This is a genomic window from Eubacteriaceae bacterium ES3 (assembly GCA_030586155.1).
GTDB lineage: Bacteria > Bacillota > Clostridia > Eubacteriales > Eubacteriaceae > Acetobacterium.
In genome coordinates, this window is record CP130741.1 from 541181 (window position 1) to 558771 (window position 17591).

Annotated in this window: 17 protein-coding genes and 1 pseudogene; 10 read left to right on the forward strand and 8 right to left on the reverse strand. The window is 40.0% G+C overall.

What is annotated here, in order from left to right:
• Window positions 1-4: 4 nt before the first annotated feature.
• The 4 genes from hydG to Q5O24_02430 all read right to left on the reverse strand — a co-directional run bounded on the left by hydG (window position 5) and on the right by Q5O24_02430 (window position 5052).
• Window positions 5-1423: a [FeFe] hydrogenase H-cluster radical SAM maturase HydG gene (gene hydG / locus Q5O24_02415; protein ID WKY48207.1), complete on the reverse strand. Its 1419-nt coding sequence runs from the start codon at window positions 1421-1423 to the stop codon at window positions 5-7.
• 51 nt (window positions 1424-1474) lie between these two features.
• Entirely contained in the window at window positions 1475-2518 is a 1044-nt protein-coding gene (gene hydE, locus Q5O24_02420; GenBank protein WKY48208.1) for a [FeFe] hydrogenase H-cluster radical SAM maturase HydE, read from the reverse strand.
• Between the two features lie 81 nt (window positions 2519-2599).
• Window positions 2600-2863 (reverse strand): iron-only hydrogenase system regulator, encoded by a 264-nt coding sequence (locus tag Q5O24_02425; protein WKY48209.1) that lies wholly within the window; start codon window positions 2861-2863, stop codon window positions 2600-2602.
• A gap of 392 nt (window positions 2864-3255) precedes the next feature.
• Window positions 3256-5052, reverse strand: coding sequence for a hypothetical protein (locus Q5O24_02430; GenBank protein ID WKY48210.1), 1797 nt, complete (start codon window positions 5050-5052; stop codon window positions 3256-3258).
• Window positions 5053-5320: 268 nt separating this feature from the next.
• On the opposite strand from Q5O24_02430, the gene Q5O24_02435 reads away from it, so the two are divergent.
• The 3 genes and pseudogenes from Q5O24_02435 to Q5O24_02445 all read left to right on the forward strand — a co-directional run bounded on the left by Q5O24_02435 (window position 5321) and on the right by Q5O24_02445 (window position 7091).
• The gene (locus Q5O24_02435) at window positions 5321-5500 is read left to right on the forward strand and encodes a hypothetical protein (GenBank protein ID WKY48211.1); all 180 of its coding nucleotides are present in this window, start codon (window positions 5321-5323) and stop codon (window positions 5498-5500) included.
• A 330-nt stretch (window positions 5501-5830) separates the two neighbouring features.
• Complete coding sequence (locus Q5O24_02440) at window positions 5831-6745, forward strand: AraC family transcriptional regulator (GenBank protein WKY48212.1); 915 nt, start codon at window positions 5831-5833, stop codon at window positions 6743-6745.
• Window positions 6746-6803: 58 nt separating this feature from the next.
• A pseudogene (locus Q5O24_02445) lies at window positions 6804-7091 on the forward strand (GNAT family N-acetyltransferase).
• Window positions 7092-7135: 44 nt separating this feature from the next.
• Here the strand turns inward: Q5O24_02445 and Q5O24_02450 are convergent.
• Complete coding sequence (locus Q5O24_02450; protein WKY48213.1) at window positions 7136-7936, reverse strand: EcsC family protein; 801 nt, start codon at window positions 7934-7936, stop codon at window positions 7136-7138.
• Window positions 7937-8109: 173 nt separating this feature from the next.
• On the opposite strand from Q5O24_02450, the gene Q5O24_02455 reads away from it, so the two are divergent.
• From Q5O24_02455 to Q5O24_02465, 3 genes are all read left to right on the forward strand, one after another.
• Complete coding sequence (locus tag Q5O24_02455; GenBank protein ID WKY48214.1) at window positions 8110-8469, forward strand: PadR family transcriptional regulator; 360 nt, start codon at window positions 8110-8112, stop codon at window positions 8467-8469.
• A complete protein-coding gene (locus Q5O24_02460; GenBank protein ID WKY48215.1) occupies window positions 8457-9806 on the forward strand; it encodes a permease prefix domain 1-containing protein in 1350 nt (449 codons plus the stop codon). The genes Q5O24_02455 and Q5O24_02460 overlap by 13 nt, the downstream gene beginning before the upstream one ends.
• A 180-nt stretch (window positions 9807-9986) precedes the next feature.
• Window positions 9987-11159: an NADP-dependent malic enzyme gene (locus Q5O24_02465; protein ID WKY48216.1), complete on the forward strand. Its 1173-nt coding sequence runs from the start codon at window positions 9987-9989 to the stop codon at window positions 11157-11159.
• Between the two features lie 60 nt (window positions 11160-11219).
• On the opposite strand, the gene Q5O24_02470 is transcribed toward Q5O24_02465, so the two are convergent.
• On the reverse strand, window positions 11220-11663 hold the full coding sequence (locus Q5O24_02470; GenBank protein WKY49195.1) for an Lrp/AsnC family transcriptional regulator: 444 nt from the start codon (window positions 11661-11663) through the stop codon (window positions 11220-11222).
• A gap of 635 nt (window positions 11664-12298) precedes the next feature.
• On the opposite strand from Q5O24_02470, the gene Q5O24_02475 reads away from it, so the two are divergent.
• The 3 genes from Q5O24_02475 to Q5O24_02485 all read left to right on the forward strand — a co-directional run bounded on the left by Q5O24_02475 (window position 12299) and on the right by Q5O24_02485 (window position 15342).
• On the forward strand, window positions 12299-14182 hold the full coding sequence (locus Q5O24_02475; GenBank protein WKY48217.1) for an aldehyde ferredoxin oxidoreductase family protein: 1884 nt from the start codon (window positions 12299-12301) through the stop codon (window positions 14180-14182).
• Between the two features lie 6 nt (window positions 14183-14188).
• Window positions 14189-14479 (forward strand): MoaD/ThiS family protein, encoded by a 291-nt coding sequence (locus Q5O24_02480; protein ID WKY48218.1) that lies wholly within the window; start codon window positions 14189-14191, stop codon window positions 14477-14479.
• Window positions 14480-14697: 218 nt separating this feature from the next.
• Window positions 14698-15342: a hypothetical protein gene (locus Q5O24_02485; GenBank protein WKY48219.1), complete on the forward strand. Its 645-nt coding sequence runs from the start codon at window positions 14698-14700 to the stop codon at window positions 15340-15342.
• 33 nt (window positions 15343-15375) lie between these two features.
• Here Q5O24_02485 and Q5O24_02490 read toward each other — a convergent pair whose 3' ends face one another.
• Together Q5O24_02490 and Q5O24_02495 are read right to left on the reverse strand one after the other, a co-directional pair.
• The gene (locus Q5O24_02490; GenBank protein WKY48220.1) at window positions 15376-15828 is read right to left on the reverse strand and encodes a MarR family transcriptional regulator; all 453 of its coding nucleotides are present in this window, start codon (window positions 15826-15828) and stop codon (window positions 15376-15378) included.
• Window positions 15829-15890: 62 nt separating this feature from the next.
• Window positions 15891-16370 (reverse strand): glutathione peroxidase, encoded by a 480-nt coding sequence (locus Q5O24_02495; protein WKY48221.1) that lies wholly within the window; start codon window positions 16368-16370, stop codon window positions 15891-15893.
• A gap of 282 nt (window positions 16371-16652) precedes the next feature.
• Between Q5O24_02495 and Q5O24_02500 the strand changes: the two genes are divergently transcribed.
• Window positions 16653-17591: a PAS domain S-box protein gene (locus Q5O24_02500; protein ID WKY48222.1), complete on the forward strand. Its 939-nt coding sequence runs from the start codon at window positions 16653-16655 to the stop codon at window positions 17589-17591.

A 17591-nucleotide genomic window follows, 5' to 3' on the forward strand; every position in this document is an offset into this window, starting at 1 on the left:
TGTTTTAGAAACGGAAATCTCGGTTACCGCTTTCGATATTGGCAAGGTTATCCACCGCGATCTGTCGTACTTTATCTTTGGGAATATTCGCAATTTCAGCCTCGATTAATCTTTCCCCGATTGTTTTAGTATCTGGCGCTGCGTAGTCTTCCAGATATTCCTTTAAGGTCATCAGGGCATTGGGATGACAGCAATTTTGAATCTGTCCACTTTTGCAAAGACTCATAAAACGATCACCGGTTCGGCCCTCACGATAACAGGCCGTACAGAAGCTCGGCAGATAATCATTCTCCATCAGCCATTTGACAACTTCGTTGAGCGTTCTTTTATCACTGACATCAAACTGTTCAGAGCTTTCTTCTTCCGGTTCCGGTTCGCAATAGCCACCTACGCTGGTTCTAGAACCTCCGCTAATCTGAGAGACCCCATAATGAATGACCTTTTCCCGACATTCCTTGCTTTCTCTGGTGGAAATGATCATCCCGGTGTAAGGGACTGCAACCCGAATACAGGCAACAATCTTGGCAAAAACTTCATCATCAATACCGTTATCAAAGACATTGGGATCAATGTCATCGGCTCGTCTGATGCGGGGCACACTGATGGTATGCGGACCGACCCCAAAGGCAGCTTCCAGATGTTCGGCGTGCATCAGAAGGCCGGCAAATTCGTATCGGTAGAGTTCCAGTCCAAACAGAACCCCTAAACCCACATCATCAATGCCACCCTCCATGGCCCGGTCCATGGCTTCGGTATGGTAGGCATAATCGTGCTTGGGTCCGGTGGGATGGAGTCTTTCATAACTTTCCTTGTGATAGGTTTCCTGAAAGAGAATATAGGTGCCGATGCCGGCATCTTTAAGCTTTCGGTAGTCCTCTATTGTTGTTGCGGCAATGTTTACATTGACACGGCGGATGGCACCGTTCTTATGTTTGATGCTGTAAATTGTATCGATACATTCCAGAATATATTCGATGGGATTATTGACCGGATCTTCACCGGCTTCCAGAGCCAGACGTTTATGTCCCATATCCTGCAGCGCCATGACTTCCTTTTTAATTTCTTCCTGGGTCAGTTTTTTTCGGGCGATGTGTATATTTTTGGCATGATAGGGGCAGTAAACACAGCCGTTGATACAATAGTTTGACAAATAGAGGGGTGCAAAGAGCACAATTCGATTACCGTAGAAATCCTTTTTTATCTGTTCAGCCAGAGCATATATTTCCTGATTTTTGTCTTCCAGCGTACAGTCGAGCAAGATGGCTGCTTCGCGGTGGTTTAGACCTTTTCGAAGTCTGGCCTTATTAAGAATCTCGTCGATCAGGGCGGCGTTATTTTTGTTGGCTTCAGCATATTCCAGGGTTTCGAGAATTTCGTTGTGGTTAATAAATTCTTCAGATTTTAATGATTTAGAGTTATACATGTTATTAGTCCTTTCTTTTGGGTCAGAATAATCTTTCCCGTCAGTTAAATTTTATTTATTTTTTTTGTAATCTCCGCGGTCAATAACTAAGCGACAGCCAGTCGTTTCAATGCTTTGTTCCAGACTTGTAAGGCATTCAGCTGCTTCGTCTCCAGTGCAGATTTTGTTGTCATAGAGCAGGTACTTGTTCCTGACATCCACGGGTGAGAGGTTTGGCATCACAACATTTGCACCGGCAAGGATGCCCTTTTCGCGTCCTTGAGGATCAATTGTTCCAAGGGCGGTGGTTGTCGGCAGTAAAACATTTGGCAGCATCAGGCGAATGATTCCCAACAGAAAAAGCGTCAGCTCCAGACTCCCCGCGGATTGGTCAGCAAAAGGAGTGGCATGGTGCGGGATAAAAGGACCGACACCAACCATCTGGGGATCAAATTCCCTGAGAAAGATCAGGTCGTTAATCAGGTTATCCATGGTTTGATAAGGAGAACCCACCATAAAACCACAACCGACCTGATAGCCGATTTCCTTGAGATCATGCAGACAGTGCCGACGACTTTTGCTAGTCATATCCGATGGGTGCAGCTTCCGGTAATGTGCGTCATTGATAGTTTCGTGTCGGAGCAGATAACGATCGGCGCCAGCATCAAAAAAAGCCTGATAACTTTGACGGCTCATTTCTCCGATGGATAGGGTTACAGCACAGTCAGGGTGAATTTTTTTAATGGATATAATCAGATCGGTGATTTTTTCATCGTTATAGTAAGGATCTTCACCGCCCTGCAGGACAAAAGTACGAAAACCAAGGTCATAGCCGTTTGTGCAGCAGGTGAGTATATGTTCTTTTGTTAGACGATAACGATCAGCTTCTCGATTAGACCATCGGAGACCGCAATAATAACAGTCGTTCTTGCAGAAACTGCTGAATTCAATCAATCCACGCATAAAGACCTTGTTCCCGTAAACTTTCTCTCTCACCACCTGTGCCCGGGAAAACAGATAAGAGGCTGTTTTTGCGTCGCGATTACTAAGTAAAACTAAAAATTCATCATGAATAAGAGTTTGTTGTTGCTCCAGTTTATCGATCAGTTTTTTCATGTTCGCATTCTTCCATTTAACCTTTCCGGTCAGTTTTTGTGTCAGTTAATAAGGGCTGATCATGTGTTTTGGGTCAAGATTTCATTCTTCTAGGTTTGAGATAACGTGTGAATAGGCGGTCTTGGCACTAACATGCTTTAGTTTTCCAATTTTTCCTGCCAGTGCGCTAATAACATCCTGGGGGGCATCGATGGCAATGCTGATTATGCTTATTTTCTTTTCCCGGTAGGGAATCCCCATCCGACCGATAATATATTGACCGTATTCATGAAGAATCGCGTTGAGTTTTTCGACTGCATTCGCGTCCTCAACAATGATACCGATTACAGCTACACGTGTTTCCATTTTTAACCTCCTTTTTATTTAGACAAAAAAAGCGCCTCTGAAAGGCGCACTAATCCGCATAAAATGCATGGACTCATTTGTCTTTCACTCAGAAAACTCTTTGTGTCAGTATGAATTCCTGTTATCGATTTGATCGGTGGAAGATTCCAGCGATCAAATCGATAAAAATATATCATGGACTATTATCAAAGACAAGCGGTAAATGCAGGATAATTTTGTTCAGTTATTTATGAAAAAGCGTCAGGAAATCCTTGAAAAAATAAAAAAAATTATCAGTTTTATTATGAGGATTAAACAAACGATGAAAGTAGGAGCAGTCGAATGATAATTTGATAAATAAAAAAAGACAGGGCAGAGCCTGTCTTTTTAAGCTTATAAATGATTGGCAGTTTTTAATTAGCGGCAATGCCATTCACATAAAGTGTATAGCCATTAGTTGTAATCTGGCTCATATCACCATCTAACTCAGTAATATAAGAATCAGCTGTTAGTGCCCAGGTGCTGTTTTCATCCAGTGTAACTTTTAGTGAAGATGCACTTGTTCCATCATTGTTGATAGACCCGGTAAAAGTAGATCCTTCAGATAGGCTCATATCTAATGTTGAAATCGAATCGACCATAATGTCACCTTCCAGCGTTTGTGAAGATGTGGTCAGTACACACTCACCACCATTTGATCCGGCTGTGCCCCAACCTTGAGTTCCGTCATTGCCGGCAACCATCAGCAGATAGGTATCGGCAGCAGGAACCAGGGTCACGTCACTAAGGGTAATATCAGAAGTCGTATTGGTGACATAGAACATATCACCACTTAAAGAAGTCAATCTGCCGCCAGTCATAGTAAAGCTGGAATTTCCGACTTCGGCATCGCCGGACATACTTTGGTAGAGCATAACGTTGTGAATATTGTCGGCATCTGAGCCGCTGTTGGAACCTGTCATATTGCCACTGACAATACAATTTTCAAGGATAACAGAATTAAGTCCTTCAACTACGATCGCTTCAGATGTGTTGGCTGTCAGAGTCGCATTTTTTACGGTAATATCAGCAGTCGAGTAAACCGCTGGAGCACCGGTGCTGCCGCTGGTAGTGTAGGTCCCGCCATCAACAACCATGGTTCCGCCGCCGCGGTCGCTACGGATTGCCGCTTTAACAGTAGCATTAACGGTTAGGTTGCTGGCATTCATGATTCCTCCGCCGGCTACTTCGATTCCACCGGCGTTACCGCCGCTGACATCAATAGTTGTGTCGGAGATATTGATGGTAGCGCCATCGTAGGCAAAGACCCCATTAGACCCTTCGGAGGTAGCTGTAACCGTGCCACCACTGATATCAAGGGTGGCCCCATCCAGTGCCAGAATAGCGGCATTGAGTCCGTAGAAGCTGCTGGCATCACTACTGGAGGCTGTTCCGTCAGTTTTTTCAACAGTCACATCAGTCATTGAGGCGCTGATCTCACCTTCAGCACGTACGGCATTTTCATCGTCATTGCTAGAAGTATAAGTACCACCGCTTAGGCTTTCGCTATCAGTGAGGTTATAAGCACCAGTTCCGGTTTCTACTGTCTGACTGCCGCCGCCTATATCACCACCACTCATTCCACCTCCGGAAAGAATTTCAATAGCTGAGATTTCTTCGCCGTTTGAAGCATAAGTGATTTGAAGGATAGAACCAACAGTAATATCTTCTAAAACTGCTTCAGTAGCTGCAGTTTCGTCATCGGATTGCCCCATTGCCTGTTGGGTGATAGTGGTGGAATCATCAATCGTTATCTCAATTGTTTCACCATCTAATGTTAACATTTGTCCCATACCTTCAGGCATTGTTCCGGAGAAATCGCCCGCCGGCATATCGGGTGGTGTACCGTCTTGTGCAGCACCGTCTTCAGGTATTTCGGGTGCAGTGCCATCCTGGTTTACTGCATCGACAGGTGGTTCAGTTGTAGTACCGTCGGAGTCCTGATTCGAAGAATCCACAGCACTTTCCGTAGAGGAACCTTCCGTGCTTTCGTTTGTATCGTTGGGTGATACCGTATCTTCATTAAGTGTTCCGGTTTCAATCGTCAGGCTACTGCCGCTTATTGCGGTTACCTGACCGTAGATGGTCTCGCCATCACCGCTTGCTGAACAGCCGCTTAAACTAAATGTAATAACTGCAACTGCCAGAAATAATGTCAGTATCTTTTTCATTTCAAACTCCTTATATTATGATTATTTAATTAAATTATAAAGGGAGCATGTGATGAACTTGTGAGCATTTGGTTAGAACTGAATGAAAATATCCATTCAGTTAGCTTTAAGGTTAGATGTTTATTGCAACACATTATCGTAATAAATTAGAATTGCAACGTTTGCAAAATCAAATTTATGTAAAGGTAAAAATTTTACATAAGATAACTTTCACATCATCACGATAATGTGCTATATTCATAAAAACACTTTGAAAGGGAGTTTAACGATGAAAAAAATCAATATTATTACCAGTAATGATGCCGGAGAATTTGCAAGACAAATCAGTGAAGCTGTTGATAAAGGCGGTCGCCTGGTTGGTGGGATTAAGTCTGTCCCTAAAAAGGAGGAAGATCAGTTTGATTATGTAACTTTTGTAAGTTATGATCAGTCATTGCTATTAAGTTAAGCAGCAGTTTAAACTGAAAAAAAGTATTTAATAAGAACTTATGTTAGATTAATACAGAAAAAAGTAAAAGCGGTAATTCTAATTACGCGCTTTTACTTTTTTGAAAAATTATTAAATTTAGTCAGTCTTAAGGGAAAGTGATGTGAAGTTAGACTGAAAATTTTCAAGTAGAGCTTAACCCTATAAAAATGATGTATTTTATTACCCTAATATTTTTTTAAAATAATGAAATGAGCTAAAACGATGACAACAATTTATTGGTGCTTTTGATGACATTTTTGCATGAAATATGATAAAATTCTAATAATCTCAAAATAAAGGTGAAAGAATATGAATCATATGGATCTTGAAACGATAAAGCCGCTGATAGGTGAAAACATAAACGGAGAGCTTTTTAGAAATATTGATTATCATGTCAGTGAAAAATTTGGTGTGTTTGAACCTAGGATGGGATGTTGTCTAGATCTGGTTAGGGAAAATCATGCTCACCCGGCTTATTCGGTGATTATTTTTTTTGAGCCAGAAATGTCTTTTTTTGAAGAAACTATTGATTTGCCTGAGGATCATTATTTGGGTGCCCTCATTGGTCCGGATGTACCCCACAAAGAATTAATAAAAGAAGATTTTCCTCAGGGGCTTGTAGTGTTTGTAGAAGAAGATCTGTTTAAAAATTGTTATCATTCCATTGCTAAGTCCGACTTCTCAGTTTATCATGGTTTTGAACTGTTTCCAATTCCTCAGAATGTAGTTAAAGAGATAAGAAATTTTATGGATGAAAATTCTAAAAATTTGTCTTCACGACTCAAAGATTTGTTGGGTGAATCCCTTACCTTGCAGTTGATTCGTTCATATAAAAAGGATGAAGTGATTCCCAGGCCAGTTATTACTGTTTTTGATGTAGATGGGATAATTGACTATATGCAGCAGAACTTAAGTAAGTCTATTTATATGCACGAACTGGCGGAAAAGGCTGGGGTATCCAAAGATCACTTCAATCGCTGGTTCAAGCGTCAGACTGGCAAAAATCCGCTCGACTGTCTAATTCAGATTCGGCTTCAGGAATCAAAAAGAATGCTGATGGAAACAGGTGCTTCCATAACAGAAATTGCTAAAGCCTGTGGCTTTGGCAACATTGGTCATTTTTCCACTGCTTTTAAAGGACATTTTAATTTAACACCCACAGCATATCGTAAAAAGTATTATCGCGAAAATTTGGAGTATTTAGCAGACGAACGACTGTCCTAACAGTCGTTTTTTTGATTGATTAAAACATAAATGGGTAAAAGACTTAAAAGGAGGGGATTTTATGGAACGGATTCATAGTGGGGACAATCGGTTTTATATTGGCGCCTTTGAGGAAGATCCGGTAGCTTTTGTCCGGTATCACGAGGAAGGCGAGAAAATGCTGGTAATTGAGCACGTTTATGTATCGCGGGAGCTGCGGGAACAGGGGATCGGCAAATTGCTGGTTCGAAAGATGGTGGAATATGCCCGCGAAAATGGTAAAAACTTAAGCAGTACTTGCTCCTATGCCGGTGAAGTATTGGCCCGTCAACCGGATTATAAGGATGTTTATTCAGAATGGAGTTAAAAAAAGTCCGTGTCGAAGGAATCTATTTCTTTGCACGGACTTTTTTACTGATCTAATTTTTTTTCCAGATAACGTTTCTGATATTTGATTTCAGCATAGTGAGTGATTTTATTTAGGATAAGTGGGTTGGCCAGCCCCCCAAGAACTCCGACAAGAGGGAGTCCCTGAATAAATTTGGTAGTGAGCAATGTACTGGAGAGGACTTCGGAAGTTTCTTTCATCAGATCTGTCAGATCGAGGGCAACGGCATCATAACTATCGATTTGATGGCCTAATTGAGATGCTCTTTGATCGTATTCCATTTTTTTTGTATCATTTGCCATGCTTGCACTGATAAGCATTAACATATAAGCTTTTTCAGCATCAGATTCGCAGGAATAACCGAAATGAAGTGCAATTTCTACAAGCGACTTATAGATGACGGCAATAAAGACCGGAATATCGGGGATTCCAATACCCAGAATGCCTAAAGCACCTCCTTCAATTGCTGAAAGCGACTGATTAAAAAAGGCGGACTGTGATGAAGATCGTTTCATTCGATGAAAATATTTACGGCCTTTTTGTTTATCTACAGCTGCATCATTTTTCTGATGTTGTGCAAGCAACTTATCTTTATTGCAGGTTTTTTCGATGTAGGGCGTTCCCTTTTCGAAGACAAGAGAAAATCCTTTTAAAAAGGCAGCTTGGAGAGTTTCCTCCAGTTTTTGAGGAATCTTTTCCTGTACTTTTTCGATGACTGGATCGATATTTTCCCGGACGACCTGATTCTTTTTTTTGTTTTGCAGGCGCTGTTCTTTTTTTTCGATTCTCCTGAGTTCTTTCATAAGTGTTTTTTTATTTGTCATAGTAAAAAATCCATTTCTTTTTTAGTAAGTATAGTTTATAAGTTTTAAATTTTTGTTAAACAATAAAAGTTCAAAATATTATCCTTTACATACCTAGATAAATTAGGTATTATTACCTAGAAGAACAAGGTAAAATACAAATGCCTTTAAGGCACTTAATAAAGGAGGGGACTATGAATATATCAAAAGATTTGATGGCTGCGTCAGCTATTCCATTGATTTTATCAATTTTAAAAAAGCAGGACTCATATGGTTATCAGATGATAAAAGAAGTAAAAGACTTATCGGGTAATAATCTTGAATGGTCCGAGGGGATGCTGTATCCGGTATTGCATCGGCTGGAGGAAAAAGAACTGATAAAATCCTACTGGGAGAAACAAGCAGGAAAAAGGAGACGCAAGTATTACCAGATCACAAAAAAAGGTCTGGAGGAACTTGAAGAGCAGAATAAACAGTGGGAAGTAATCCGGCAGGCTCTTAAGAAAACGGAAAACTGGGTAGGTGCTATGGAGGAATGCCTATGTTTGATTTAGAGAAGCAGATTATCGATTGGAAGGTATTTCTGATCGACAAAGGTAAAATTGCTGATGACCATTTACTGGAAATGGAAAACCATTTGCGTGACGAGATTGAAGATCTAATGGCAGCCGGATTATCGGAAGAAGAGGCCTTTTTAATCAGTGTTAAACGTTTTGGAAATATCCACGAACTGTCAAAAGAATATAAAAAAGTGAATACAGACCAGCTCTGGAAACAGCTTTTGTTAAATCCAGAAGGGACTATCGAAAAAGATGACAACAAAAGACTAATCGGATTAGTGGTGCTTTTTTCAGTTCTTTCGGGAAGCCTGATGAAACTGCCAGAATGGTTTGGACTGTCTGTGGCAAGTGATGAACTGTTTTATTTAAAGAATATTAGTTTTTTTATCCTGCCCTTTGTTGGCTTGTTTTTTCTTTTAAAAAATAGGATTGAGAATAAGAGAATATGGGGACTGTTGGCCCTGTATGCTTTACTTGTTTTTCCGGTCAATTTATATCCTTTTACAGCACCTGGAGATACAGCTTTTCTAACAGCTCTTCATTTACCGCTTTTTTTCTGGCTGGTCACCGGGATTTTTTATATGGGAGATGAATGGCGTAGCAGACGTGAGCGGATGAATTTTGTGCGTTTTACCGGTGAGGCATTTATTTATGGAACGCTAATAGCATGCGGACTGATCGTTTTAGCAGTTTTTGTGATGGCCATTTTTCAGGCGATTAATATTGATGCGGAATTCTTTGTAGAAAATGTTCTGATATATTACGGGATGACAGGAGCAGTGATGATTACGGTTTTTCTGGTAGAAACGAAAAAAAGTATGGTTGAAAATTTTGCTCCCGTGTTAGCTAAAATATTTTCCCCCTTTTTTTTACTGACTATTGTTATTTTCCTGATTGCGATGATTGTCACAGGCACTAGTCCGTTTGTAGACCGAGATTTTCTGATTGCCTTTGATTTTATGCTGATGATGGTATTGGCATTAGTACTTTATGTAATATCGTCGAGAAAATCAGAAGATAAGGTAAGTTTATTTGATTATTTAAGCTTGGCACTAATACTTGTAGCCCTGCTGATTGACGGAATTGCCTTGTCTGCAATTACTTTCCGACTAAGCGCTTATGGAATTACGCCCAATAAAATGGCAGCTTTAGGAGCAAACATCGCTATGTTGATAAATCTTCTGGGTTTGGCTTTTTATTATATACGATTTATTTTAAAGAAAAGCTCTTTTGAACAACTGGTCAAATTTCAGACTGTATATCTTAATATCTATTTTTTATGGTTTGGTTTTGTAGCCTTTGTTTTTCCAATTTTATTTAATTTTGCATAGAAAAGTTTTAAATAAAAAAAAGACATCATTAAAAGCACTGACATTCTGAAAACGCTTTAAACAAAAGCTTCTTGACATCTTTTGCTTAAATTGATTATGATTGTATGTATTGAAAAACGATGATAAAGAATTAAAATTCTATATTATTTCATAGGCAGAATTAATTTGAAGGAGAAAAAAGTGGGAATTCAGGAAGAAGCGTTAAAAAAGCACGAAGAATGGCAAGGAAAATTAACGATTGATAGCAAGGTACCGGTAGAAAACGAAAAAGACTTATCTTTAGCATACACACCCGGGGTAGCTGAACCTTGTCGGATGATCGAAAAAAATAAAGGTGATGTTTATAAATATACTGGTAAAGGAAACACCGTTGCCATTGTTACAGATGGATCGGCTGTTTTGGGACTAGGGGATATCGGACCCGAAGCCGGTCTTCCAGTAATGGAAGGAAAAGCCGTGCTATTTAAAGAATTTGGCGGGGTAGATGCTTTTCCAATTTGCATCGATTCCAAGGACGTGGACGACATTGTAAAAACGGTTAAACTGATTGCTCCAGGTTTTGGCGGTATTAATCTTGAAGATATCGCTTCACCCCGTTGCGCTGAAATAGAAAGAAAACTCAAGGAAGAACTGGATATTCCGGTATTTCATGATGATCAGCACGGGACTGCGGTAGTTGTGATAGCAGCACTTCTAAACGCTTTAAAGCTGGTTGGAAAAAACTGGGACAATGTGAGGGTTGCTATGAGCGGTGCTGGTGCAGCCGGTTCTGCCATTGCCAGAATGCTTTTATCTATGGGTGTAAAAGACATTATTGTCTGCAGCAGCAAAGGGATTTTATCAGCAGATGAAAATTATTCTAATTGGGTACATCAGGAAATTGCTCAGATGACCAATAAAGAGCGGATTAAAGGAAGCTTAGCCGACGCCATGAAGGGTGCAGATGTCTTCATTGGGGTTTCAGCTCCAGGAATCGTGACAGAAGAGATGGTTGCTTCGATGGCTGACGATGCTATTGTTCTGCCAATGGCCAATCCTGATCCGGAGATAGACCCAGCCCAGGCGAGAAAAGCCGGAGCCCGAATTATTGGAACAGGGCGGTCGGATTATCCCAACCAGATTAACAATGTACTTGCTTTTCCGGGAATCTTTAGAGGTGCCCTTGATGCCCGTGCATCAGATATTAATGAAGAAATGAAGATCGCAGCAGCCAAAGCTATTGCCGGACTGATTAAAAAAGAAGAATTAAAAGAAGATTATATCATCGTTCCGGCTTTTGATGAACGGGTTGGTCAAGCTGTGGCTACAGCAGTCCACCAGGCGGCAAAAGATTCAGGGGTAGCACGATTATAAATTGAAAATACGAATTTAAAGGCGGCCTTGGGTCGCCTTTTTTATAAAGAAGTCAGTTCATCAGGCTTCAATTGGAAGCTCAATACCTCGATGTTCAACAGAGGTTGAAAAGACAATCAGCGTTTTGGTCTGGCCAAACTGCTGCAGATCTCCGATGAATGCATCAAGCTCGTGGGTGCTGGGAAAGCGTACTTCCAGTAGCATTGAATAATCTCCGGTAACACAATTGCATTCAATCACATTGGGACATTTTTCAATGTAGGGGTAAAAATCTTTTTTCTGGATTGGTTCTACTTTAAGATTGACAAATGCTTTTATATGATATCCCATTTTAATGGGGTCAACAACTGCCTGGTATTTTTTTATATACTGGGCTTTTTCCAGTTGTTCGATTCGTGCTGATACCGCCGGTGATGAAAGATAAACCTTTGCTGCAAGCTCTTTAATAGATATGCGGGCATCCTTTTGAAGAATATTCAAAATTTTCCGATCAATCGAATCCAGTTCCTTGTTTTTCATAAATCCTCCTGATACAAAGTCTTGTGCCGGGATAAAAAAGGCAGAAGAAATTAAAAACTGCGACTATTATAGCATAAAATAATTAAGTAAGAAAGTGAAATGGATTAGTTATAAATAGTTGTGATTTAAAATAATTAAGTACAGTGCTTTTTGATTGATTAATTGAAAAAATAAATTATAATGATTTGCTCTAATTAGTGAGTGGTATGCTTCTGTTCAAGTTGCAAATAGAGAAAAATATTGTTTTGTAAGTCTGGCTGGGGTATGATAACGGTAACATAGTTATATGTAATATACAGTCCTGCCTTGTTTACAAACAAAAAAGCGCAATATACTGTTTATATTAGTGATTATTTAAATTTTTATTGTAAGCAGCTCTAATGAATCAGAAATTTGAATGTCAGATGTTTTAATCCTCTATTTATCAGTCCGAGGTTCCTTGGTGACAAGGGCAGTAGGAACTTCTGATTATTTTAGGTTTATGGACTAACTTTAGCCATTTTGGTTAATTGGCTTGAAAATATAATAAGTCCAGAATAATTTTAAAACCTAAGAGTATTGCTTCACAAAACTTTAAATGGTACTGATCTAATAAATCCAAAAACCTAAAGGAGGAAGAAATGATTCAAGGTGGTTACATGGGAAAAGTATTAAGGGTTAATTTGTCAACGAAGGAAATATCCGTAGAGGAGTTACAGGAAAAAGTGGCAAAGGACTATATCGGTGGTGCTGGCTTTGGTATTAAATATCTGTTTGACGAAGTGCCGGGAGATACTGAACCATTAAGTCCGGAAAATAAATTGATTTTTGCACCAGGACCTTTGAGTGGAACCACTGCTCCTTGTGCGAGTAGAATGGCAGTTACTACAAAATCACCATTAACGGGAGCGGTAGGAATGTCTTTGTCGGGTGGCTATTTTCCGGTTGAGCTTAAATTCGCCGGTTATGATGTTCTGATTATTGAGGGGAAAGCGGAAAAACCTGTTTACCTACTAATTAAGGATGATAAAGTGTCTATTAGAAGCGCCCAAAAGGTTTGGGGGATGGATACAATGATGACCCAGACTGTCATTAAGCAGGATGTAAACGATCAGAATACCAGAATTGCCTGTATCGGTCCGGCTGGCGAAAACTTATCTAAAATGGCTTCAATCATTAATGAAAGACGTGCTTTTGGAAGAAAAGGTGTTGGCGCGGTTATGGGATCTAAAAACCTTAAAGCTATAGCTGTTCGGGGAACGAATCAGGTTCCGGTCGCTGATGTAGAAGCTTTTGATAAAGCCAGAAAATTTATGCTTGGTGCCATGAAAGAAAGTCCGGTGCTTTATCCGGAATTTTCCAAAATGGGTACACCAATGGTAGTTGATGCAACATCAGCTTTGGGGATCTTTCCGTCAGAAAATTATAAATCGACGGGAGAAAAAGATTATACAAAGGGTATCGGCGCTGAATCGAGTATCAGTCGAAATAAAGGAAGTGAACATTGCTACGGCTGTCCGGTCGGCTGTACTCAGCTAAAACTGGCCAAGGGTAAGCTTTATGAAGGTGGGATGTCTGATCCCGAATATGAGACATATTATAGTTTGGGTAGTGTCGTGGGAGTGGATAATATCGACAGCATTATTTACAATGATCACTTATGTGATAAACTTGGTATGGATACCATGTCGGTTGGGGTAACCATAGCTTTTGCCATGGAATTATTTGAAAAAGGGATTCTGACTCTTGAAGACACTGATGGTCTCGATTTAAGCTTTGGTAATTATGAGGCGGTAACCCGGTTGATTTCGGATATCGCCTTTAGAAGAAAAGGTTTGGGAGGTCTTTTATGTGATGGATCGAAAGTGATGGCTGAAAAAATTGGCGGTGATGTTTCCAAATATGCCATGGAGATCAAAGGGCTTGAGCTGCCAGCCTATGATCCCCGTGGAGCTAAAGCCCATGGTTTAAATTTTGCGACTAGTTATACCGGTGCAGATCATAACCGTGGATATGCATTCCAGGAAGTATTTGGCATTCCTGTACCGGAAGCAGTTGATCGTTTTGCTGTAGACGGGAAAGGGAAACTGACGAAATGGAATCAGGATATTCGTTGCGCCACAACTGATTGTCCGACAATGTGCGGATTTTTGATGGATATGGCAGTGCCAGCGATTGCCGAACAAAACACGGCAGACCTGGTTAATGCAGCAAGTGGTATTGGCCTTACAAAGGAAGATGTTGGAAAAGTAGGTGAGCGAGTTAATAATCTGGCACGGGTCTATAATATATCAGCAGGATTTACCAGAGCGGATGATACATTTCCGGAAAGAATTATGAATGAAGCGATTAAGGAGGGGGGATCAAAAGGTCAGTTAATCAGCCATGATGACCTGGATTTGATGCTTAATGAGTATTATGAAGCCAGAAACTGGACCAATGAAGGGGTACCGACTCCGGATAAACTGGACGAACTTGATCTACCTGAGGCAAAAGAAGTGCTTAAAAATTTAGATCTGATATAAAAGGTTATGATAAAGCTTAAAATTAAGGCAATCATCGGGCTGAAAGTCCTGATGAATGGAAATGGGGAAGATGAGATTGAACTTTCAGAGGGAACAACGGTTTATGATGCCTTAGTCACTTTGTGCAGGATTTATGGACAACCACTGGAGCACAGACTTTTTGATGATCAAAAAAATTTGAATGCGGGGATTACTGTTTTTGTGAATGGGTGTGTGATCTGGGCCATAAAAGGTTTAGCGACACAACTAAACGAGGGGGATGAAATTCTGATTTTTCCACCCTTGGGTGGCGGATGAAATTTTTTGATGGGAAATTTTTCTATCCGGTGATTGGATTGAAAAGACAATAAAGAGCGAGAAGAATATAGGCGCAAGTAAATAAATGCAACTATATTCCTCTTATTTAAATAAAATGATATTGTTTTCTGGATAAAATTAAAAAAAATATAAAATACTGGATTTTATTGCGGAAATCCTATAAAATATAAGTGATTTTAATTTAGAAAGAGATAGGGATGAAAAAACCAAAACTCAGTAAGAAAATAATATTGATCGCTGCAATTGTATTAGTTTTGATTGTTGCGGCAATAGCAGTTATATTTTTCGTTTTCCGCTCAGACGATGCCGTTGAAGCCAGTGACGAAAACGCGATAACGCTAGAAAGTGATTCGGAAACACCGACTGAGATCGCCAAAATCGGACAAGACAAAATTTATTACAGTTTTTACAATCAGATCGGCCTGCTTATGAGTAAAGAGGCGGTTAATGCTCGTTTAGGGATGGAGCCAATAATGGAAGCGGACGGAGCCTTTCATTATACCGATATTTCTACCGGATATTCAGTTGTCGTTTATTTTAATGTTAACGATCAGGTGGTTTTAAAAGCCCTGATTCCACCTATTGGCGGTGGCGATTGGATTAAGCTTTGCAAGGCAAGAGTAACAGAGGACCAGGTTGAAGGAATCACCGAAGGGATGTCTTATCAGGAAGTGAAGGATTATCTGGGTGGCGAGGGTTTGCTGCGAATTGAAATGATCCAATCAGGGTCTGCCGATCATGAAGTATATGGTCTGGTCTGGATGAATCAGGATTCATCCTATATTCTTGTATCTTTTGATGGAGTGACCGGTAAAGTTATAGGGTCTAAATATCAGCAATAACAATTTAGGGAATGGTTAAAAAACAGGTGATTTTTATGCACCTGTTTTTTTAATTGAGCAAAGATTGGAATCAAGGATTTTGTAAAGCAACTGATATAGGGTTTTTCCTTCTTCTTCCGTAAGGGGAAGGCAGGAGGCAATCTGCTCAGGAATTGACATGGCCTGATTTTTAAGCTCTTTTCCTGCATCAGTGAGGTTAATCAAAACATTTCTTTCGTCCTCCCTTGACCGGAAACGACTGATGTAGCCATTTTGCTCCAGACGCTTTAACAGCGGGGTCAGGGTTCCGGAATCCAGATGCAGATATTGCCCCAATGCTTTTACATTAATGGACTCATGCTCCCAGAGGACCATCATGGTGATATATTGGGTATAGGTCAGTCCCAGACGGTCAAGCAAAGGTTTATACTGTCTGACGACTTCCTTGGCAACAGCGTATAGGGGGAAGCACAATTGGTTTTCCAGCTTTAAATGGTCTTCGTTCATCGGGTACATCCTTTTTGTTTTGCTCTATTTTACCCTTGTTTTAGAAACTTATCAATACTGACTTAGAGGGTAAGTAATTTCTTAATATCAGCTTCTATTTTATCCGGAGTATCTTTAGGTGAAAATCGTTTAATGACATTTCCCTTGGAATCGATCAGAAATTTTGTAAAATTCCATTTGATAGCTGAACCCAGCAGACCACCCTTTTCTGATTTCAAGTAAGTATATAAAGGGGATTCGTTAGCACCATTAACATCTATTTTGTCAAACAGACGAAAAGTCGTTCCAAAACGCGACTCGCAGAAGGTTTTTATTTCGTCGGTTGCTTCGGGAGCCTGATTGGCAAACTGATTGCAGGGAAAATCGAGGATTTCAAAGCCGTCTTTCTGGTAGCGATCATAAAGATCCTGTAAGCCGGCATACTGGGGAGTCAAGCCACAGTGTGTAGCAGTATTGACAATCAGAAGGACTTTGCCTTCATACTCCTTTAAGAGGACATCTGAACCGTTGGCATCTTTAACAGTAATATCATATAATTTCATTTTCTTACTCCTTTTCTGGGACAGGAAATTTATTTGTAAAATAATTATAGCAAACAATTAAATTGCGCGCAATATAAAATTGGGATTACTTTAATGGATTTAAGAAAATCATTTTATCAGTTACTTACTGCTCAGGATTTTTGCAAACTTTTCGAGTTTGCTTCAGTTATTAGTTTCTTTAAAGGACAGTAAGTTATTTATAGTCGTTAAGTCACTAATCATCGACAAAAGGGAGCTTATATAATATAATGCTGAAAAACGGCTCGTCAACAGGAGGATAAGATGATCAAAAAACAAAGCAATCTGATAAATTACTGGAATCAGTTTATCCAAACGGGTGTTGTTCATGAAAATGTCCGAAAAGATATTGCTGAGGGCTGGAAGAGGTGCAAAAAAAATGGAATCGACTATCATTCAGCTATGGGCCTTGAAGTGGGGAGAGAAGAATTTACTCAAAAGCTGGAATATAATAAGGCGTTCATTCAAATTTCCAAAAGCGTAATGCAAAAAGCCTATCATACCGTTGCAAACCTGGATACATTAGTTTTTATTACTGATGCCGAAGGCTGTATTCTGGCACAATATAAGGATTCGAGCACCTCTGTTCCGGCTAATGAAACGAAACTGCTGCCAGGCTATCGTTGGAGTGAGGACTTAAATGGAATGACCTCAATGGATTTGGCGATGCGGCTTGACAAACCGGTTCGTATTATTGGCGCGGAACACTTTTGTGTCAACCAGCAGATATGTGCCGGTTCTTCAGCTCCGATCCATGACGATTCCGGAAGAATAATCGGGAGTTTGAACTTAATCAGCCTTTTGGAGCAGTACAGTAAGCATTCCTTGGGGATCGTAACCGCCGGAGCCGAACTAATCGAGAACCAGATGAGATTGGAACTGGCTTTGAGATTATTTAAAACGACTTTTAATACAATGTCTGAAGGGATGATTTTGTTCGATCAGAATTATAAGATTGAAGAGATGAATGATAGTGCCAAAATGATTTTAGGGCTTTCCGAAGCAGGGCTTTATGAGTTTGATATTCGCAAATCGCTTCAATTTGATAAGCTTGAGGAATTGCTGCATAAAAAAGATAAAGAGCTGAATTTCCGCTTGAACAGGCGAACAATACACTGCATCGGAGATGTGGAAATTGTCGAACTGAGCCACAATAGAATTTTTTATGCCATTGTATTTAAAGAGGCTAAAACCGGTCAATAA